The following is a 20,249-nucleotide window of genomic DNA, read 5'->3' on the forward strand; positions in this document are numbered from 1 at the left end:
TATGAAGCGTTTCTGCTTGCTGATTATCCCCCTGCTGGCGCTGGCCGCCTGCGGCGGTCCGGTGCGGACGGATGCCCCCGCGCCGCTGCCGGAAGATGCCGTGCCATTCGACTACGGCGGCCATCTGCGTTTCGACGCGCTGCTCTTCGATACGATCCCCGCACGGCTGGTATTCGATACCGGTGCGGCGGGGCTTTACGTCGATTCGACGTGGCTCGCCGCGTCGGGATATGCACCGCAGCGGGTCAGCCGTGCCTTCATGCCGGGCGGCGCGGGTTCTCGGATGACGCAGGTCAGGGTATTGTACGACACCCTTTCGTTCCGCATCGATACGCTTGCATGGAGGTCGGATGGCCTCGTGCCCGTCATGAATCTTCGGGGTATTCTGGGGCGCGATGCCGACGGAATCGTCGGGCAGCGCTTCTTCCGCGACCGGTGCGTGGCTTTCGACCTGCGCAGGGGATATATGCGCGGAGTGGCGGCCGACACGCTCGAATCGGCCGGGTTTGTCCGGCTCGACGCGGAGCGGCAGCACGATTTTATTTATGTGAGTGCGCGTGTGGCGCTCGATTCGCTGCATGACGTCGAGGGGCGTTTCCTCCTCGACATGGGCTGCCGCGACGCGGTAGTGCTGACGGCCCGGGCTGCCCGCGAAGCGGGGTTCGGCGACTTTTCCGGCCGGAAGGTCGGCTATGCTACCCTTTCGGGCGGCGTGGGCGGCGCGGCATCCTCCTGTTTCTGCCGGGCTGCCGGAATGACGTTGGGAGGGCATGCGTTCAAAAACGTGCCCGTCGAGGTGTCGCGCAACGAATCTGGTTTTCTGGCCCGGACGGACATCGTGGGAATCATCGGCAACGAGCTGCTCGAGCGGTTCGACTTTGCGATCGATTTCGCCGCTCCGGCCCTCTGGCTGCGTCCCCGGGCGGATGCGGACGAGGCGTTCCCCTTCCGCTCGCCGGGGTTCAGCACGATCGACCGCACGGACATCGGTCCGGGCTGGATCGTGACGGGTCTCTACGAAGGTTATGCGCCCGATGGGTTGCGTCAGGGTGACACGCTGACATGCTGGGACGGCGTTCCGGCCGCTGCCATCAAACCCGACAGCGCGCTCCGCGTGCCGGGGCGGCATCGGATGACGATCCTGCGCCACGGCGAAGAGACGGAATATGAACTGGAAACAAAGGAAATACTCTGAAATATGGCATTGATTCGAAAAGTACGCGGGAAAACGCCCGCGGTCGGAGAGAATACCTTTTTGGCGGAGACCGCCGTGCTGCTGGGCGATGTGACCGTCGGGCGCGACTGCTCGATCTGGTACAACGCCGTGCTGCGGGGCGACGTGAACCGCATCGTCATCGGCGACCGCACCAACATTCAGGACGGCGTGGTGCTCCACACGATTTACGACGGGGCGAAACACCCCTCGCAGACGATCATCGGCAACGATGTTTCGGTGGGCCACAACGCCATCATCCACGGCGCGCGCGTGGGCGACAACTGCCTGATCGGCATGGGCGCCACCCTGCTCGACAACGCCGTAGTGCCATCGGGCTGCATCATCGCGGCCAATGCGCTGGTCCTCTCCAACGCGCAGCTGGAGCCTAACTCGGTCTACGCGGGGGTTCCGGCCAAAAAGGTCAAGGAGGTCACCGAGGAGCAGCGCGAGGAGATTATCCGCCGCACGGCGCACGACTACATGCTCTACGCCTCTTGGTACGGCGAAGAGGAGCCGCAGCGATGAAACTGCAGGCGAAATACGCGGACCTGGTGCTCAACCTGCTGGTCGCCGTGGCGGTCAGCCTAGTGGTCAATTTCTCCTACGTGATCCTGCTGCTGGCCGACCAGCGAACCGAGCCGCAGCACCCGCGCAAGGAGTTCATCCTTTCGCGCCCCGACGAGGGCGTCCTCTCGGTGGCTCCCGACGGCCACGGCTATCTGGTCTATGAGAACGGCGACAGCCTCTACGTGCCGATGAGCCGCATACGGCGCTGGGGCCTTGCGGACGGCGACCGGCTGGTGGCCGATCTGGTCCCTCCGCGGCAGGCGCAGGCGCACCCCGTGCTCTGCGAAGTGAGGATGCGCAACGGCGAGGCGTTCAATTACGGGGCCGTCTACAACCGTCCTTCGGCCACCGCGGAACTCTCCGTGCAGCTGCTCTACTACCTCATCGTGTCGTTCCTGCTGCTGACGATCCTCACGGCTACGCGCCGCAACTATTCGGTCCGGCGCTTCGTGCGCGCCTGCATCTGGTGCATCGGGGTCGTAGCGGCGCTCTATTTTGTCGCGCCGGTCATCAACTGGCGGACGGGGCGCATCGAACCCAACTTCATGAGCGGCCGCCTGCTCGACTACATGCTGCTGCTCAAATGTTCGTTCGCGCTGGTCGTGTCGGTGCTCTACGGCCGCATCTACGTGCTGATTTCCCAGCGGCAGGCCGTGGTGGTCGAGAACGAACAGCTCAAGAACGAGAACCTGACGACGCGCTACAACATGCTCGTCGGGCAGATCAACCCCCACTTCTTCTTCAATTCGCTCAATTCGCTGGCGATGCTCGTGCGCGAGAAGCAGGACGCGAAGGCTCTGACCTACATCGACCAGCTCTCCTACACGTTCCGCTACATCATCCAGAACGGCCAGAGTACGCTGATGACCCTCTCCGAGGAGCTTCAGTTCGCCGAGGCGTACAGCTACCTCTTCAAAATCCGCTACGCCGACAAACTCTTCTTCGACATCGACGTGGAGGAGCGCTATCTCGACTGGAAACTGCCGTCGCTCTCCCTGCAGCCGCTGATCGGCAACGCCGTCAAACACAACGCCATCACCCGGAGCAATCCGTTCCACGTTTCGATCCGTACCGAGGCAGACTGCCTCGTGGTCTCCAATCCGAAAGTCCCCAAACTCACGCCCGAGCCTTCGACCGGCATCGGGCTGGAGAACCTGCGCAACCGCTGGCAGCTCATCACGGGCCGAAGCATCGAGATCGTGGACACCGACAAGGAGTTCATCGTACGGATGCCCCTCCAATCCCCCGAAGAGAGATGAAAGCGCTGATTATCGAAGACGAAACGGCCGCCGCGCTGAACCTGCAGGCGGTGCTGAAGGAGGTCGCTCCCGGCATCGAGGTCGTGGCGACGCTCGAAAGCGTGGTCGAGAGCATCGAGTGGCTGCGGGCCAACCCCCAGCCCGATTTGCTGTTCATGGACATCCACCTGGCCGACGGCGATTCGTTCCGCATCTTTCAGACCGTGGAGGTGACCGCTCCGGTCGTCTTCACCACGGCCTACGACGAATATGCGCTGGAGGCATTCAAGGTCAATAGCATCGACTATCTTTTAAAACCGCTCAACGCCGCCGACATGCGCCGTGCGCTGGAGAAGCTGCGCCGCCTCACGGGCGACCAGCGCCGCGACTACGGCTCGCGCCTGCGGACGATGGCCGCCGTCCGGCAGCAGGCCGATACGTTCCTGGTCCACGTGCGCGACCGGATCATCCCCCTGCGCCGCGAGCAGATCGCCTTCTGCTACACGTCCGACGAGAAGGTCACGGCCTACGGTTTCGACGGCGAGACCTATCCGCTGGACAAGACGCTCGAAGCGTTGCAGACCCTGCTTCCCGAGGAGGATTTCTTCCGCGCCAACCGGCAGTTCATCGTCGCGCGCAGCGCCGTTCGGGAGATCGTCGTCTGGTTCGGAAGCCGTCTTTCGCTGCGGCTGACCGTCGAAACCCCCGAGCGGATCGTCATTTCCAAAGCCCGCGTCCCCGAATTCAAGGCGTGGCTGACGTCGGGTCACCCTGCAGAATAGCCGTTTTAACCTCAGATCGAGCCGTTTGACCCGGAAAGCCGTTCCGGGAAGTCGATTGTGGCCCTACCTTTGCATCGTACGGTGGAAGGATCGGCCATCGACCGACTGAAAGAACAACAACCAAAATAACGGATTATGAAAAAGAGAATTTTTGCAGCCGCAATGGCGCTCTGCCTGCTGGCAGGAACGGGTACTTTCGCCCAGAATCAGAACAAGGGACGCATGCACAAGGAGATGCCGACGGCCGAGCAGATGGCTCAGCGCAAGACCGACCGCATGAAGGAGAAGCTGAACCTCAACGAGCAGCAGACCAAACAGGTGTACGAATACAACCTGCAGGAGGTCAAGGAGATGCAGTCGATGCACCAGCAGATGCGCGCCGCCCGTCAGGCCGAGGCCGAGAAGATGAAGAGCATCCTTACGCCCGAGCAGTACGAGCAGTGGAAGCAGGCGCAGGGCCCCGAGTGCCGTCCGCGCGGACGCGAGGCACGCAAGGGTCACGGCTGCAAGCAGGGGACCGATTGCAACAAGCCGTGCGGGAAAGAGTGCAATAAGTGAGGTTAGGTTAGTGTACGACTTGTTGCAGTCGAAGGGGGCGGGCCTGTCGGCTGGCCCCCTTTTTTTGTCGTTTCGCCCCGTGCAGGATGGTTTAAAAGGATAAAAAAGCTAACTTCGTGCACGCAAAAAAGCAAATCGGAAAACGAATGAAGAAGATAGGATTGACTACCCTGCTCCTGCTGCTCTCGCTGGCGGCTTTCGCCCAGCGGGGAACGGTTACGGCAACGGTTCTGGACGGGGAGACTGGCGACGGGGTCGTCGGCGCGGTGGTGACCGTCGCACCCAAGAACAACCCCGACAAGGCACAGTACCTGACCTCGGCCTACAAGGGCGCTGTTACCGTCGCATCGCTCCCCTACGGCGAATACACCCTCCGGATCGCATTCCTGGGTTACAACGACCATACGTCGGAGTTCAAGGTCTCGGCTGCGCGGCAGAATCTGGGCGAGATACGCCTCAAGCCGGGCGTGCAGATCGAAACGGTTGTCAAGGAGGTCAAGGCGCTGCGCACCTCGCAGAAAGGCGATACGGTGAGCTACAACGCCGGGGCGTTCAAGGTCGCTACCGACGCCGACGTGGAGAACCTCTTGAAGAAGATGCCGGGCATCACCATCACGGACGGTGCGGTCGAGGCGCAGGGCGAGGAGATCAAGAAGGTCTTCGTCGACGGCAAGGAGTTCTTCGGCGAGGACGTGACCACGGCCATCAAGTCGCTGCCCGCGCAGGCGGTGGATCGGGTCGAGGTCTATAACAAGCTTAGCGACGCGGCCGAATTTTCGGGCATGGACGACGGCGAGGGTTACAAGGCGATCAACATCGTCACCCGCGAAAACATGCGGCAGGGCCAGTTCGGCAAGTTCTACGCCGGTGCGGGATTCGACGCCGACACGAAGACCGGGGACAAGTTCAAATACATCGCGGGCGGCAACGCCAACATTTTCAGCGGAGACAGCCGTGTGTCGCTGATCGGACTTTTCAACAACGTCAACCAGCAGAACTTCTCGTTCGAGGACATTCTGGGCGTGTCGGGCAGCTCGGGCAAAGGGGGCGGCCGCCGCGGCGTGGGTCAGTACATGGTGCGGCCCCAGAGCGGCGTGGCAACGGTAAACGCCCTGGGCATCAACTACTCCGATACGTGGGGCAAGCGCGATCAGCTCTCGTTCCAGGGCAGCTACTTCTTCAACAACACCCACACGACCAACCAGTCGAGGATCGACAAGTGGTACGAAGCGCCGATGTATAAGATCGACACGCTGGCTACCGACGGCGATTCCGATACGAAGGCCTACAACCACCGTTTCAATGCGCGGCTGGAGTGGAAAATCTCGGACAACCAGAATCTGATGATCCGTCCCAGCTTCAGCTACCAGTCCAACGACCCGCTCTCTACGACGCAGGGCTGGCAGTACGGTGCGCCCGAAAAGGGCGGCAGCGGATACAGCCGCACCGATAACTTCAGCGACGCCCTGCGCCACGGCTATACGATCCGCACGAGCGCCGTCTACCGGGCCAAACTGGGGCGCGACGGACGCACCATCACCCTCGACGGCGACGTGCGCTACACGGACAACACGAACAACTCCAGCTCGTGGTCCAATACGCTGGGCAGTCAGCCCGACCGCCCGGCGGTCGATCCCGAAACCGGGGAGTGGAATCCTGCGCCCTACCTCGCTTTGCGCCACCTGCGCACGCAGGCCCCCTCGACCAAGTACAGCCTGCGCGGTCAGTTCACCTACACGGAACCCGTGGCCAAACACGCCCAGGTGAGCTTCCAGTACCGGGCGTCGTACGAAAACGAGGAGCGCGACAAGAAGTCCTACGTCACGGGCAGCGACTTCGTGATCGGCGACCGGCAGCCCGACGCGGGGCTTTCGAGCTTCTACCGGAGCGGCTACCTGCGCCAGAACGTAGGACCCGGCTTCCGCTTTTCGAAGGACCGCAACACCTTTATCGCCAACGTCTATTACCAGCGTTCGGCGCTCGACGGCGAGGTGGTCAAGTCCGGGGCTTCGGACGATCCCCGGATCCGGCACAACTACAACAACGTGACCTACTTCATGATGGGCCAGCTGAATATCAACCGCGAAAATTCGCTGCGTCTGTTCATCTCCTCCTATACGGACAGCCCGTCGGTGAGCAACCTGCAAGGGGTTTACGACGTGTCGGATGCGCAGAACATCACGCACGGCAATCCGAACCTCAATCCGGCGTACAGCCATAACATCCGCTTCCACTACATCCACTCCAACGTGGAAAAGGGGCGCACGTTCATGTGGATGTTCTCGTTCCAGGCCATGCAGGATTACAACGCCACGCATCTGGTGCAGAACCCGGGAAAGATGACCATCGACGACAAGGAGTATATGCCCAACTACTACTCCATGCCGGTGAATCTGGACGGTTACCGCTCGCTGCGCACGCACCTGAGTTACGGCTTCCCGATCGGCTTTCTGAAGAGCAATTTCAACGTCATGGCGGGAGTGACCTATTCGACCGTCCCGAGCATTCTCGGCGGGCAGGTCGGTGCGGACGGGTTCATCACGGGCGGCGAGCGCAACGACACCCACAACATGGGCTACGACGCGCGTGCCGTGCTGGGCAGCAACATCTCCGAGAACGTCGATTTCACCCTCGCGTGGAACGGAACCTACAACGAGGCGACCAACCGTTACGAGGACAGCAAGGTCAAGAACCGCTACTTCAACCACACGGCCTCGGCCAACATGAAGTTCGTCTTCCCGCTGGGCTTCACCTTCACGGCCAGCGCCGCCTACACGCAGTACCTCGGCTTCACCAACGACTACGACGACTCCTACCTGTTGTGCAACGCGTGGATCGGCAAGAAGATTTTCCGCAACCGGCGCGGGGAGATCATGATCGGCGTGAACGACCTGCTGAACCAGAACACCTCGTTCGTCCGTTCGACCGGATCGGGCTGGACGCAGAACGCCACCAACAGCGTCGTCGGACGCTACTACATGGTGCAGTTCTCCTACAACCTGCGCCGCTTCGGCAAGAAGGGTTCGCGCAACATCAAGGATTACGACGGTGTGGGCAGCGGCTCTGCGCGCCGTATGCCTGGCATGCCGCCTCCGGGAGGCGGTTTCCACGGCCCGAGATAGGTCGCTCGAAGCGTTTATCAGCGAATCACCCCCGCGGAGAAGTTCCGGCGGGGGTGATTTTCGTTTGCGGGCTGCGGTCTTTTATTCGTGCAGGTTTCCGTGCTCCTTCATTTCGCGCCCGATGACCAGGTGGGTTCCGATCAGCGCCAGCCCGCCGTATATGACGGCCAGAATGATGAGCATTTTTACCTCCGGCAGCACCTCGCCCAACGTGGCCCCCATCGAGCGGATGCGGATCAGTCCGGCGACGCCGTGGCTGCTGGGGAAGAGCTGGCCGAAGTTGTAGAGCCAGTCGGGAATGCCCTCGCGCGGGAAGGAGACGCCGCTGAGCATCAGAATCGGGATCGAGGTCCACAACAGCAGCAGCAGCGAGTTTTCGCGGCGCCGGAAGAGCGTCGAGAGCGCCAGCCCCATGGCGATGCAGGCGGCCAGATAGGCGGCCATGAAAACCACGACGGCCCCCGTCGTCCCGTTGTCCGGGTAGTGGAACAACTTGTAGTGCAGGCCAAGGATATAGGTCGACGTCACGGCGTAGATTAGTCCGTAGACCAGCGAGCGGCCCAGTACGATGGGCAGCGTGGACATTTGGCGGCGACCCTCGGGGCGGAGTTTTCGGTAAAGCCCGTATTCGCGCCACGTGCCGCCGATCATGCCGATGCCGATGAGCAGCGTCTGCTGGATGATGACCATGATGATGGCCGGCATGACGAACGACCCGTACCCCAGGTAGGGGTTGAAGAGGTTGTGCGACTGGTAGATCACGGGCTGCGAGGTGGCCTGCGCCTGCGGAATGTTCGCCCCTTTGGCGATCAGACGCTGGAACTCGACCATCGCGCCCGTGGCGCTGATCGAGGTGACGATCTCCTGGAACACCTGCCGGTACATCAGAAAGTAGCTGGCATCGACGTAGATCGCCACGTTGGCCTGCGATCCGCCCAGCAGCTTCTCCTCGTAATCCGAGGGAATGTAGACGATGCCGTAGATCTTGCGCTGGAAGAATAGCTCTTTGGCCTCCTCCATGTTCGTGGGGTCGTAGGCCACGTAGGTATTGGGTCCGGCGTTGAACGAGTCGGTCAGGCTGCGGCTGGTCGGGGTGCGGCTCTCGTCCACCACCCCGATGGGTACGTTGCGCAGCACCTGCGCGCCGTAGGCCAATGAATAGACCGTCGCGTAGATCAGCAGCGCGAACACGAGGATCAGCATCGCCCCCTCGTCGGTGAAGATCGCCCGGAACTCGTTGCCCATCACCGACACGAGCTGCTGCCGGTAGGACCGCATTTGGTGTGTGAACCGGTTCATGTCAGAGCCTCCCCCAGAATTTTTCCTCCGTGCATACCCGCCTCAGACGCGGCAGGCACAGAAGCGGTAAGACGATGAACAGCGACATATACCCCAGATCGGGCAGCGAGTAGACCACCGGAGCGCCCCGCATCATCTGGTCGATGAAGATGTCGGTGTAGTAGGTGAACGGAAAGAGGCGGCTCATCCACCGCATCGGGGCCCACATGGCCATGATCGGGAACGTCAGGCCCGAAAAGGTGAAGGCGAGCACCGAGTAGCCGCCGCCGATCGAGAGCGAAAGACGCAGGTTGGCCAGCAGGGCGACGATCAGCACCGAGAGCGCCTGATAGCTCAGCAGGAAGAGGAGCGTTCCGACCAGCACGACCGTGAGGCTGCCGTTCAGCGGCACGCCCACCACCTTGAAGATAATCAGCAGCATCACCAGCGCCATGAAGAACAGGATGGAGGTGATGGGCAGCAGTTTGCCCGTGAGCGCCGCGCCGACCGAGCCGTCGGCCGCGGCCATCCATTCGGGAGCCGTGGCATGTTTTAGCTCGCTGCCGATGGCGAAGATGGTCGCCATGACGGTGAAGATAAGCAGCATCATCGGCATGAAGCTCGGCGAGAGGTAATAGCCGTAATTGATGTAGGGATTGAATAATACGTGCTTGTTGAACCTTACGGGCATCAGCTGCGCCATCGCCTGCCGCTCGGTCAGACCCTGTTTGGTGAAGAGCTGAATCTGGATACCGGCCGTGAAGGTCGTTACAGCGGTCTGTATGTCTTTCGACAAGAGGCCGTTGACCGTGATGTTCGTTCCCGAAATGTAGTTTTCGAGATGCGTCTGGCTGTTGCTCAGGATGTTTTTCTCGAAGAAGGCCGGAATCTGCACGATGGCCATGATCTTTCCCTCGCGCATCAGCCGCTCGCCCTCGTGCATCGACTGGATGCCGTAAGCCACCAGCGCCGTCGGGGTGTCGTCGATCATCTGCGTCACCTTGCGCGAGAGCGAGGTGTGGTCCTCGTCCAGCACGGCGATGGGAATGTTGCGCGCCACGCCCCGTTCGAACAGCAGCGCGAAGAAGGCGAACGAGAGGAGCGGCAGGATGAACAGCAGCGCCGCATACATCGGCTGGTGCGTCATCCGCATCGTCTCGCGCCGCATCACGGCCCAGGTATTCCGCAGGAAGCCGCGCATCGCCTAATACCTGAATTGATCCCAGTCCACCAGCACGCTCATGCCGGGACGGATGTCCTCGACCGCACAGACGGGTTTGGCCTTGACGGCGAAGGTGCGGATGTCGAAGCCGCCCTGCGTGCGGGTCGCTGCCCAGGTGGCGAAGTTGGCCTGCGCGGCGATGTAGGTCACCTCGAACTCCACTTCGCGGTCGAGAGCCGGGATAAAGCCCATCATGCGGGTTCCGACGCGGATTCCCGGCAGCAGCGTCTCCTTGATGTTGAACGTGGTCCACATGTCCGTGAGGTCGAGGATCGCCACGACGGGATAGCCGCTGCCCACCAGTTCGCCCTGTTCGGCGATGATGGTCGAGATTTCGCCCGTTATGGGGGCGTAGACCATGGCGTCGCTGATGTAGGATTCGACCTCCTCGATAGCCCCTTCCGCCTGACGGACGCGGGCGGCGGCAGCCTCCTTGTCCTCTTTGCGTGCGCCGTCCTTGGCCAGTTCGTACTGCGCTTTGGCCGCTTCGGCTGAAGCCTGCATGGCCTTGTAGTTGGCTTCGGCCTCGTCGAGCTTCTGCGCCGGTACGACCCCCTCTTCGTAGAGGTTCTTGATGCGCTGGTAGGTTTTGCGGGCCAGCTCCAGCCCCGCCTGCGCCTTCTCCCAGAGGTTCAGCGCCGCTTCGATCTGCTGGACGCGCGCGCCGGCCAGCGTCGCCTCGTCGAGGGCCGAGGCGGCGCTCTTGACGGCTTCGGCCTGCTGCAGTTTGGCTTCGAGTTCGGGGGTGGAGAGCGTATAGAGCAGTTCGCCCTGCTCGACCCGGTCGCCCTGCTCGACCTTCATGCAGTCGATGCGGCCCGGCACTTTCGAGGAGGCCTTGTAGGTGGTGCACTCCACCGTGCCCTGAATCAGCATCGGGGTCCGGCGCGTTACGTACCAGCTGATCAGTATGACCGCGAGCACGATGACTACGGCGGCCGCGATGATTCCAATGATGTTGCTGCGTTTCATAGGTTTGTATTTTTGCTTCTGTCTTTTTTCGCTGAAACTCTTTTCGCTTTCCGTCGGGTGCGACGTCCGCTTTCGTCGCCGGTTGCCGGCGGACGGTCCGTTATTTCCGGTCGAAAAGAATCTGCCGCGCGTCGCTGCGGCGCGCATAGGCGGTGAATTCGTCGCTCACGCCCGCCGCTTCGAGCAGCTGGGCCAGTAGCCGGTCGTAGTTGTAGGCCGCCTGCAGACGCTCCGTGCGGACGCCCGCCAGGTTCAGCTCGGCGTCGATCAGGTCGGTCGAGGAGCTTATCCCCTCGAGGAACGCGGCGTTCTTCATGCGCAGGTACTCCTCGGCAAAGGCGAGCGAAGCGTCGATCGAAGTCATCTGGTTGCGGTAGTTGAGCAGCTGGTTGTAGAGCTTCTCGACCAGCACCGATATATCCTTGCCGGCCTTGTTCTCCAGCTCGCCGACGCGGCGGACGGTCTGCTTGGCGGCCGAATACTTGTATTCGCGGTTCAGACCGTCGAATAGCTTGATATTGACCCCCACGCCCACGGCCCAGCGGGGCACGAATCCGGCGACCTGGTAGTTGTAGAACGATCCCGCGCCGATAGCGGCCACCTGCGGCAGGAACTCGGCGCGCTGGACGCGCACGCCCTCCTCGGCCAGCCGGCGCTTGAGCGCCACCTGATTGAGCAGCGGGTTGCGCTCTTCGGCGAGGTCCTGATAATAGGCCAGCTCCTCCAGCCGGTCGAGGATGAACAGCGCCGTCATGGGCTGCCAGTCGTTCTCGCGCCCCAGCGTGTTGCTCAGCGCGCTGGCGATGGTCTGCTTCTGCAGCCGCGCGTCGGCGAGCTGGCGTTCCGCTTCGGCCAGTTTGAATTCGACGTACAGCCGCTCGCTCTGCGCGATCATGCCGTTCTTCTCCAGCGCGACGGCATCGTCGAGGTGGCGGCGCATGCCGGCGGCGACCTGCTCGCGGACCTGAACGACCTGTGTGGCGAGCGAGAGGCCGAAGTAGCGTTCGGCCAACTCCGAAATCAGGGCGTTGCGCGTCTGAAGCCCCTGTTCCACGGCCGTGCGCTCGTTGATGCGGGCGGCCCGGTTGGCGGCGTTGATCTTGCCGCCGAGCCAGATCGGCACGGTCACTTCGCCTCCGACGAATCCCAGACTGCGGTCCTGCAGCTTGAGGAAGAGGTCGGTGGAGTTCAGATCGCCCAGCAGTCCGACCAGCGTGGGCTTGATCGGGTCGGGGATATAAGGCATCAGCTTGCCCGCAAAATCGCCGACGGGGCCTTTCAGGTTATTGAAATCGAATCCGATGTCCTTGCCCAGATAGGCGTAGGCTCCCGTGGCGCTGATCTGCGGCATGCGCAGACCGATGGCCGCCCGCCGCTCCTGGACGGCGGCCTGCTCCTCGTAGGCGGCGGCCTTCATCGCGGGATTCTCCGCAAGGGTCACGGCGACCGCTTCGTCGAGCGTGAGGGGCTGCTGTGCCGACTGCGCGAACACGGGGACGGCCGCTGCCAGCACGGCAGCTGTCAACACGATTCTGACTGCTGTTTTCATACTGCTTCTGAAAGTTTTGAGCAAATATAGACGTTATTCTTTTCGCTTGCACGATCGTCCGGGTGTTCGGAACATTTTTAGGCCCTTTTGGACACAAAATCCGCCTGTTTCAGGGCCAGAGGTGGGCGTTGACCGCCCGCACCTCCCCCGCCAGCCCTGGATAGGCGCGCACGTCCACGCCCCGCTCGCGCAGCGTGAGCGCTCCGCGGCAGCAGACGAACCGGTCCGGCTCGTAGAGCGCGAAGACGACGTGCGAAAAACCATGCCGCAGGATTAGCTCCGTGCAGCTCTCGGGTTCGCTCGCCCGCACGGAACAGGGTTCCATCGAGGAGTAGATCGACGCGCCCCGCAGGCAGGCTCCGGCGGCGAGAGCCTTGGCGACGGCCTCCTGCTCTGCATGGTGTGTCGGCGAGGTTTCGTGCGTGTAGCCGGCGAAGCGTTCGCCCGCGCGGGTGACCACGACCGCTCCCACGCAGTAGGACGTGGGGCTGGGGGTGCACTTCCGGCTCTCGGCGACGGCCTGCCGCAGCAGGCATAGGTCCTCGTCCGTGGTGTCGGGACGGAGCGTGCAGGTGACCACCCGCATGCCGTCGACCTCTTCCCTCAGACAGGGCGCGTCCTCCGGCGGTTGGAACGCGAAGCGCGCCCCGCCCTGCTCCCCCAGCCTCAGCGACGGGTTCACGGCCAGCCGCACCGTGTCGGCCATCCCCTCGCGCAGGAACATTTCGAGCACCTGCGCGCCGCCCTCGACCAGCAGCCGCTCCACGCCGCGCTTCTCCAGTTCGGTGACGATCCGCCGGGCCGTAACGGAACTTCCGCAGGAGATAACGGTCGCAACAGATTGCAATTCAGGTAATTCGGATGTAGCAAACACATACCGGTCCGCCTCCCCTTCCGTGAAGAAGCGCAGCGAGGGGGCGAGGCGGCCCGAGGCGGTGAGCGTCACTTTGCTCAGGTCGGGCGGCAGCCCGCACGCCCGGCGGCGGGCGCGGGCAGCCTCGTCGCGCAGCAGGAGCGCCGGGTTGTCGCGGCGCAGCGTTTCGGCCCCGGCCAGAATCGCATCGTGCCCGGCGCGCAGGCGCAGCACGGCGTCCCAGTCGCCGGGGGTGGAGATCAGCAGTCGCTGCGGGGTGTTGTCATCCAGAAAGCCGTCGGCCGTAACCGCGGCGGAGAGGGTCACGCGCATCGTCTCAGGGTTATAAGGGTGATTTCGGGCCATGCGCCCAAGCGCATCGGATAGGCGACGTAGCCCGTGCCGTCGTTGATGTAGAGCATCCGGGGGCCGTCGTCGTAGCGTCCGCTCCACTGAGTGTAGAGCCACTGCGCCGGGGAGTAGTAACGGCCGAAGAGGCGGATTTTGAGCTGCATGGCGTGTACGTGGCCCGCCAGGGTCACGTCGCCGTAACCCGCCCCGGTGATCTGCCCCCAAAGCTGGGGCAGGTGGACGGCGGTCAGGTTGAAGAGCGAATCCGCCACGTCGCGGTAAACCACGTCGAGCCGCGCCGGAGGCAGTTCGGCGTCGTGGCGGCGCTTGCGGAGAGCCGGATCGAACGCGATGCCCGAGAGGGCGATGCTGTCGCCGCCGCGATGCAGATAGACGGTCGTATCCTGCAGTACCTGCCACCCCATCCCCTCTTCGATGGCGATCAGCCGTTGCAGATTCACCGCCGGAGGAAGCGCCACGGTGTCCTTGATGTAGGCTCCCACGTCGTGGTTGCCCGTGACGGAGTAGACCCCCAGCGGGGCGTGCAGGCCACCCAGCAACCGCTGCACCCTATCGTTAAGTTCGGTGTAGCGGACATTGGCCAGATCGCCCGTGAATACGACAAGGTCGGGACGGAGGCTGTTTACGCTGTCGACCAGGCGGCTCAACTCCCGTTCGGGCCGAACGAGCGTGCCTACGTGTATGTCGGATAACTGCACGATCCTGAGGCCGTCGAACGCTTCGGGCAGTTTGGCCGAACAGACCTCCGTCTCGGTGACGTGCAGCGTCGTGCGGCCCGCCGTGGCTCCCCACACCAGTACGCCCGCGACCGCCAGCGCGGCGAGGATTCCCACGTGCGGCAGGCGCAGCAGTTCGCAGAGGTAGTAGGCCATGCGCGGAAGCACGGTGACCATCCACGCCCAGAACATCCACATGGCGAAAGCCATGAAGGCGGTGGAGTTGTCGCGCACCAGCGCGCCGGAGACGACCACCGCGGGCAGCAGCAGGTCGGTCAGCGCGACATAGACGACGAAGGCTCCGTGCCATCCGGGCGACGAGCGCCGCAGACGCCGCCAGCGCAGCATGTCGGCGGCGATGGCTCCGAGGGCCATCAGGGTGATGATCGCAAAAAGCATTATACCTTTATTTATACGGTTCGTACAGTCGGTTCCCCTCCGTCGGCAGCCTGCGGCCGCGCAGCCGGAGGGGGCCGGGGTTTATCCCGCCGCAAAGATAGGAAAAAACCTCGTTCGGGCTTCAAAATCAAATTCCGTGCGGATTTATTTGGCATACAACTTGCTAATTTCCCCGGTGAATATTAACTCATTGTTTTCCAAAAGCAAAACATATCGCACAAGGCAAGTTAATTTAAAAAACCAAATTTATCGGCTTATGAAAACTTTTCGACTTTTGATTGTGGCCCTGCTTCTTGCCACCTCCGCCTCGGCTCAGCGCTATGCGGAAAAAGCCCAGGACGGGGAGTACTCGCCCACGGTTTACCTGATTTCCGTGCACGAAGTGGACACGATCTACAACTGCGGCGGATGCGAGGCCATGCAGCAGGCTGCGGCACTCAACCGGCTGGCGGTGGAAAACGCTACGCAGGACTATCTGGAAACCCATCGCTACGGGTTCCAGCAGGCGGAGAAGCCTCAGTTCGTCTTTACGGGCAAAAACAACCGCTTCTCGTTCGCCATGGGCGGCTTCATACAGCTCCGTACCGCCTATGACTTCTGCGGCGTGGTCGACAACCTCGACTTCGTGCCCTACGACATTCCCATCCCGGGATCGTTCGCTACCAAGCAGAAGCTGACGATGGACGCCTCGACCTCGCGTCTGTACATGAAGGCGATCGCCAATACGCGCGCTCTGGGCCGCGTCATCGTCTACGTGGACACCGACTTCCGCGGCGGTGCGCGCGGCAGCTACACGCCCCGTCTGCGTTCGGCCTACGTGTCGTTCAAGGGCTTTACGCTGGGCCGCGACGTGACGACCTTCTGCGACCTGCAGGCGGCTCCCCACACGATCGACTTCCAGGGGCCCAACGCCTATAACTTCAACTTCGCAACGATGGTCCGCTACGAGGTCTCGTTCGCCCGCGACGTGATGACGTTCGGCGTGGCCGCCGAGATGCCCGACCTGAGCGCCACCTACAACGACTATTATGCCGAGCTGCCGCAGCGCATGCCCGACTTCCCGCTCTACCTGCAGTTCGCATGGGGTCCCGAGCGCATGAGTCACATCCGTCTGTCGGGCGTGCTGCGCAACCTCTACGCGCACAACCTCTACACGGGTAAGAACACCTCGCTGCTGGGCTGGGGCGCGCAGTTCAGCGGTCATATCAACCTCTTCAACTGGGCACAGCTCTTCATGAACGGCGTCTACGGCCAGGGTATCACCCCCTATATTCAGGACCTGACCGGTTCGGGCCTCGACTTCACGCCCAACCCGGAGAATCCGATGCAGATCCAGACCATGCCCATGTGGGGCTGGCAGGCTGCCGCTCAGATCAATCTCTCGCCCCGCGTATGGCTGTCGGGCGGCTACTCGATGGTCCGCGTCGAGGAGAAGAACGGCTCGTTCGCCGACGAATACCGCGAGGGCCAGTACATCTTCGGCAATATCTTCTGCGCCATCACCCCGCGCTGCAAGGTTGCCGCCGAGTACCTCTACGGCACGCGCAAGAACATGGACGCGATGAAGAACCACGCCAACCGCGCACAGGTGATGCTTCAGTACAACTTCTAAGACCTTTTGACGGGCCAGGCCGCAGCGGCTCCCGGCTTAGCGCCGAGCCTGCGGACCCGATCCCGTTCCGGCCCCTCCCCCGACGGAGGGGCTTTTTTGTGCGGTGTCCGAAAAAAAGCTATCTTAGCGACCTAAACGGATCGTTATGGAGTTTCTGAGCGAATACAATCTGACGGGGCTGGTGATCGGCGTGGCGACGTTCCTCATCATCGGCCTGTTCCACCCGCTGGTCATCAAGGGCGAATATCACTTCGGCGTGCGGTGCTGGTGGGTGTTCCTCCTGATGGGGCTGGCAGCCATCGCGGCCTCGGTGGCCGTGCGGCATATCCTTTGGTCGACGCTGCTGGCCGTATGGGGCGCTTCGTCGCTCTGGTCGATCGGGGAGCTGTTCGAGCAGCGCGGACGCGTGGCAAAGGGGTGGTTCCCTAAAAACCCGAAACGCAGCTGACCCGTGCGCCCCGTCGTCCGATATGCGCTGGCGGCAGTTCTGGCCGGGGCGGCCTGCGCCCTCCCCTTCCGGCTGCACCGTGAAGCGTCGCCGTCGCGTCCCGCTCCGGTGCGGGTGCGGCTGCTCTTCGCGGGCGACGTGATGCAGCACATGCCGCAGGTCGAGGCAGCCCGGCGGGGCGACGGGTTCGATTACTCGGAGGTATTCGCGGCGCTCGAACCGCGTTTCGCGGCCGCCGATCTGGTGGTCGTCAACCTCGAGACGACCCTCACCCGGAGCGGACGCTATACGGGCTACCCCTGTTTCCGCTCGCCCGCGGCGCTGGCCGGAGCGATGCGCCTGGCCGGCATCGACGCGGCCGTCATGGCCAACAACCACTGCTGCGACGGCGGCGCGGAGGGTGTCCGGACCACGGCCGCTGAACTCGACGCCTGCGGCATCCGCCGCACGGGGGTCTTCACCGACAGCCTGGACCGCGAGCGCAACAACCCGCTGCTTTTCGTGCGTCGGGGTGTGGTGATCGCTCTTCTGAACTACACCTACTCGACCAACGGCATGCCCGTGCCGGAAGGCGTCACGGTCAACCGCATCGATACGGCGGCGATGGCCGCGGACATTGCAGCGGCGCGGGCGCGGGGCGCGGAGTGCGTCGCGGTGTGCATCCACTGGGGCGACGAATACGCCCGGCGCGAGAATGCGCGGCAGCGTGCGCTGGCCCGCCTGCTCCGGCAGGCCGGAGCCGATCTGATCGTCGGCAGCCATCCCCACGTCATCCAGCCTTTCGAGGCCGATTCGCTTCATGCGGTCTTCTACTCGCTGGGCAACTTCGTGTCGAACCAGCGCCGCCGCTACTGCGACGGGGGTCTGCTGGCGGAAATCACCCTTACGCGCCGCCCGGACGGTACGCTGCGGTATGCGGCCGAAGCCGTGCCGGTCTGGGTCGCGCTGCCCGATTACCGGGTTCTGCCGCCCGAGGCGGCCGACACGCTGCGGCTGCCGCCGCAGTACCGGCAGTTTTTCACCGATACGGAGGAATTGACCGGTCGGTTCTATAAATGATCCGAATAGCCCTATAAAAACAAACGATGGCGATTTTTTGGCGCAGGACCGGGAAAAACGTTATCTTTGCTCTCGTGAAAACAAGAAACATCTAAACGGATAAGATTATGGAAAAGAGCATCAAAGGAACCAAAACCGAACAGAATCTGCTGAAAGCGTTCGCCGGCGAGAGCCAGGCGCGCACCCGCTACACCTTCTTCGCCAGCAAGGCACGCAAGGAGGGCTACGAGCAGATCGCAGGCGTCTTCGCCGAGACCGCCGAGCAGGAGAAGGAGCACGCCGAGCGTTTCTTCAAATTCCTCGAAGGCGGCGACGTGACCATTACGGCCTCCTACCCCACGGGACCGATCGGTACGACGGCCGAGAACCTGCTGGCCGCCGCACAGGGCGAGCGCGAGGAGTGGGACGTGCTCTACCGCGATTTCGGCAAGGTAGCCGAAGAGGAGGGTTTCCCCGAGATCGCCACGGCGTTCCGGATGATCTCCACCGTCGAGGCCGAGCACGAGCGGCGCTACCTCAAGCTGCTGAGCCGCCTGACCGACGGCAACTTCTTCAAGCGCGACGGCAAAATCTGGTGGCAGTGCCGCAACTGTGGCTATATCTGCGAGGCTTCCGAAGCTCCGGTGATCTGCCCCGCCTGCAAGCATCCGCAGGCTTACTTCGAGCCGAAGAAGGAGAACTATTGACGGCTGACTGCGCCCTGCGCAGCCGAACGCTCCCGGACCCCGATGCGACGAGGTCCGGGAGTTTCTTTTCCTCCCGGTCCGATTTTCGAAAGGATAGGGTGTCTTTAGCGATTTTATTCGTACCTTTGCCAAATGTCGACCGTCTTTCGGCCCGACACACTTGCAAACCCATTCAATGAAAAGGATCGCGTTTATCCATGAGGCCTATCCCCTGGGCGGTGCGGAGAAAGTCACCTCCGACGTCGCTCGCTACCTGACCGGTAGGGGGGGGGGAAATTTGAGGCCTTTCTTTTCGTCTACAAACTCGACGAGGCCATATTAAGCCCGCAGGACCGCAGGACCTTCCAGATCGTCCGTCTTCCCGAATTTTTCTTCCAGTCGCGCACCAACGCCGTTTTTGCCGCTGAGCGGATCAACTCGCTCGGAATCGACTACTTCGTGGTCCCCGTGGCCATGCTGCGGCATCTGGACTATATCCGCGAGCACACATCCTGCAAAATTATCTTCCACCATCACGGCATGCCGATGTGGTAGGTGCGGAACAAACTGATCGTCTCCGAGCTGAAGGCCCGGCGCAGCGGGTCGCTTGCCGGCCGGATCGGCTGGACGCTGTTCCGCAAACCCAAGGAGACGCTTTTCAAAACCTATACGCACCGTTTCGAACGGCAGTACCGCGAAGTCTACCGGCAGGCCGACCGCTTCGCCGTGTTGTGCGAGGAGTACAAACGGCAGGTAGAGGACATCGTCGGCGCCTCCCCCGAGACGTCGAAGGTTCGGGTGTTGACCAATCCGCTGGGGCCTGAACCTCCCCTGCATGCGGAAAAATCGAAAGAGGTGCTTTTTGTGGGGCGCATGAGCTATGCCGACAAACGCGTCGACCGGCTGCTGCGCATCTGGGCGCGCGTGGAGCCGGAATTCCCGAACTGGACGCTCAAACTGGTGGGCGACGGTCCCGAGTACGATCACCTGCGCCAGCTCGCCGATCGGCTCGGTCTGCGGCAGGTCCGCTTCTGCGGCTATGCCGCCGACCCGCAGCCCCACTACGAAACGGCGGCGATCCTCTGCCTGACCTCCACGTTCGAGGGCTGGGGATTGGTGCTGGCCGAAGCGCAGGCCGCCGGGGTCGTGCCGATGGCATTCTCCTGCTCGGGCGGGGTGCGCGAGATCATCGGGGAGGACGGCACGACGGGCGTATGCGTGGCTCCGTTCGACGAGGAAGCCTATGCCCGGGAGCTGGCCGCGCTGATGCGCGACGGCGAGCGCCGCCGGGCGATGCAGCCCGCCCTGCGCCGTAAGGCGGCCGGCTATTCGCTGGAGAACACCGGGCGGATGTGGCTCGGGATGCTCGACGAATTGGAGCGCGAGTAGCGGCGCTCCCGCCGGAAGCGGCCGTTTCGGCGGCTTAGTCCCCGCTGCGTCGCCCGATTTGTGCGGCGGTGCGGATGAATTTTGGGAGGCGGCTCTTCATAATCCGGATTTTCGTTCTATCTTTGTGCAACGATTCTTGCGCAAAATCTTCTCGGCTTCGGTACTGCCGGACGATGGGGATTTTTTGTGCGGGGATTTTGTTGCCGGTATCATCCGAACGAAAAACATTACA

Annotated in this window: 17 protein-coding genes; 11 read left to right on the forward strand and 6 right to left on the reverse strand. The window is 62.6% G+C overall.

The window, feature by feature from the left end:
- Position 1: 1 nt before the first annotated feature.
- The 6 genes from ACMO9O_RS10385 to ACMO9O_RS10410 all read left to right on the forward strand — a co-directional run bounded on the left by ACMO9O_RS10385 (position 2) and on the right by ACMO9O_RS10410 (position 7,483).
- The gene (locus tag ACMO9O_RS10385; protein ID WP_418983795.1) at positions 2–1,195 is read left to right on the forward strand and encodes an aspartyl protease family protein; all 1,194 of its coding nucleotides are present in this window, start codon (positions 2–4) and stop codon (positions 1,193–1,195) included.
- Positions 1,196–1,198: 3 nt separating this feature from the next.
- A complete protein-coding gene (locus ACMO9O_RS10390; RefSeq protein ID WP_418983796.1) occupies positions 1,199–1,741 on the forward strand; it encodes a gamma carbonic anhydrase family protein in 543 nt (180 codons plus the stop codon).
- Positions 1,738–3,042 carry a histidine kinase gene (locus ACMO9O_RS10395; protein WP_418983797.1) on the forward strand — a complete coding sequence of 435 codons (1,305 nt, stop codon included), beginning with the start codon at positions 1,738–1,740 and terminating at the stop codon, positions 3,040–3,042. Before ACMO9O_RS10390 ends, ACMO9O_RS10395 begins: the two co-directional genes overlap by 4 nt.
- A complete protein-coding gene (locus ACMO9O_RS10400) occupies positions 3,039–3,803 on the forward strand; it encodes a LytR/AlgR family response regulator transcription factor (protein WP_418983798.1) in 765 nt (254 codons plus the stop codon). The genes ACMO9O_RS10395 and ACMO9O_RS10400 overlap by 4 nt, the downstream gene beginning before the upstream one ends.
- 135 nt (positions 3,804–3,938) lie before the next feature.
- Complete coding sequence (locus ACMO9O_RS10405; protein WP_418983799.1) at positions 3,939–4,361, forward strand: DUF4890 domain-containing protein; 423 nt, start codon at positions 3,939–3,941, stop codon at positions 4,359–4,361.
- A 146-nt stretch (positions 4,362–4,507) separates the two neighbouring features.
- Positions 4,508–7,483 carry an outer membrane beta-barrel protein gene (locus ACMO9O_RS10410; RefSeq protein ID WP_418983800.1) on the forward strand — a complete coding sequence of 992 codons (2,976 nt, stop codon included), beginning with the start codon at positions 4,508–4,510 and terminating at the stop codon, positions 7,481–7,483.
- Positions 7,484–7,564: 81 nt separating this feature from the next.
- On the opposite strand, the gene ACMO9O_RS10415 is transcribed toward ACMO9O_RS10410, so the two are convergent.
- From ACMO9O_RS10415 to ACMO9O_RS10440, 6 genes are all read right to left on the reverse strand, one after another.
- Positions 7,565–8,782, reverse strand: coding sequence for an ABC transporter permease (locus tag ACMO9O_RS10415; protein ID WP_418983801.1), 1,218 nt, complete (start codon positions 8,780–8,782; stop codon positions 7,565–7,567).
- A 1-nt stretch (position 8,783) separates the two neighbouring features.
- A complete protein-coding gene (locus ACMO9O_RS10420; RefSeq protein WP_418983802.1) occupies positions 8,784–9,962 on the reverse strand; it encodes an ABC transporter permease in 1,179 nt (392 codons plus the stop codon).
- Positions 9,963–9,965: 3 nt separating this feature from the next.
- Positions 9,966–10,955: an HlyD family secretion protein gene (locus ACMO9O_RS10425; protein ID WP_418983803.1), complete on the reverse strand. Its 990-nt coding sequence runs from the start codon at positions 10,953–10,955 to the stop codon at positions 9,966–9,968.
- Positions 10,956–11,055: 100 nt separating this feature from the next.
- A complete protein-coding gene (locus tag ACMO9O_RS10430; RefSeq protein WP_418983804.1) occupies positions 11,056–12,504 on the reverse strand; it encodes a TolC family protein in 1,449 nt (482 codons plus the stop codon).
- Positions 12,505–12,613: 109 nt separating this feature from the next.
- A complete protein-coding gene (locus ACMO9O_RS10435) occupies positions 12,614–13,690 on the reverse strand; it encodes a dihydrofolate reductase family protein (RefSeq protein WP_418983805.1) in 1,077 nt (358 codons plus the stop codon).
- Entirely contained in the window at positions 13,681–14,844 is a 1,164-nt protein-coding gene (locus ACMO9O_RS10440; RefSeq protein ID WP_418983806.1) for a metallophosphoesterase, read from the reverse strand. Before ACMO9O_RS10440 ends, ACMO9O_RS10435 begins: the two co-directional genes overlap by 10 nt.
- A gap of 256 nt (positions 14,845–15,100) precedes the next feature.
- Between ACMO9O_RS10440 and ACMO9O_RS10445 the strand changes: the two genes are divergently transcribed.
- The 5 genes from ACMO9O_RS10445 to ACMO9O_RS10465 all read left to right on the forward strand — a co-directional run bounded on the left by ACMO9O_RS10445 (position 15,101) and on the right by ACMO9O_RS10465 (position 20,017).
- On the forward strand, positions 15,101–16,456 hold the full coding sequence (locus ACMO9O_RS10445; protein WP_418983807.1) for a DcaP family trimeric outer membrane transporter: 1,356 nt from the start codon (positions 15,101–15,103) through the stop codon (positions 16,454–16,456).
- Between the two features lie 145 nt (positions 16,457–16,601).
- Positions 16,602–16,904 (forward strand): DUF4491 family protein, encoded by a 303-nt coding sequence (locus ACMO9O_RS10450; RefSeq protein WP_418983808.1) that lies wholly within the window; start codon positions 16,602–16,604, stop codon positions 16,902–16,904.
- A gap of 3 nt (positions 16,905–16,907) precedes the next feature.
- Positions 16,908–17,963 (forward strand): CapA family protein, encoded by a 1,056-nt coding sequence (locus ACMO9O_RS10455; RefSeq protein WP_418983809.1) that lies wholly within the window; start codon positions 16,908–16,910, stop codon positions 17,961–17,963.
- 107 nt (positions 17,964–18,070) lie between these two features.
- Positions 18,071–18,649 carry a rubrerythrin gene (gene rbr / locus ACMO9O_RS10460; RefSeq protein WP_418983810.1) on the forward strand — a complete coding sequence of 193 codons (579 nt, stop codon included), beginning with the start codon at positions 18,071–18,073 and terminating at the stop codon, positions 18,647–18,649.
- A gap of 534 nt (positions 18,650–19,183) precedes the next feature.
- Positions 19,184–20,017 (forward strand): glycosyltransferase, encoded by an 834-nt coding sequence (locus ACMO9O_RS10465; protein ID WP_418983811.1) that lies wholly within the window; start codon positions 19,184–19,186, stop codon positions 20,015–20,017.
- The last annotated feature ends 232 nt before the right edge of the window (positions 20,018–20,249 follow it).

Source organism: Alistipes sp. (assembly GCF_048465635.1).
Classification (GTDB): domain Bacteria; phylum Bacteroidota; class Bacteroidia; order Bacteroidales; family Rikenellaceae; genus Alistipes.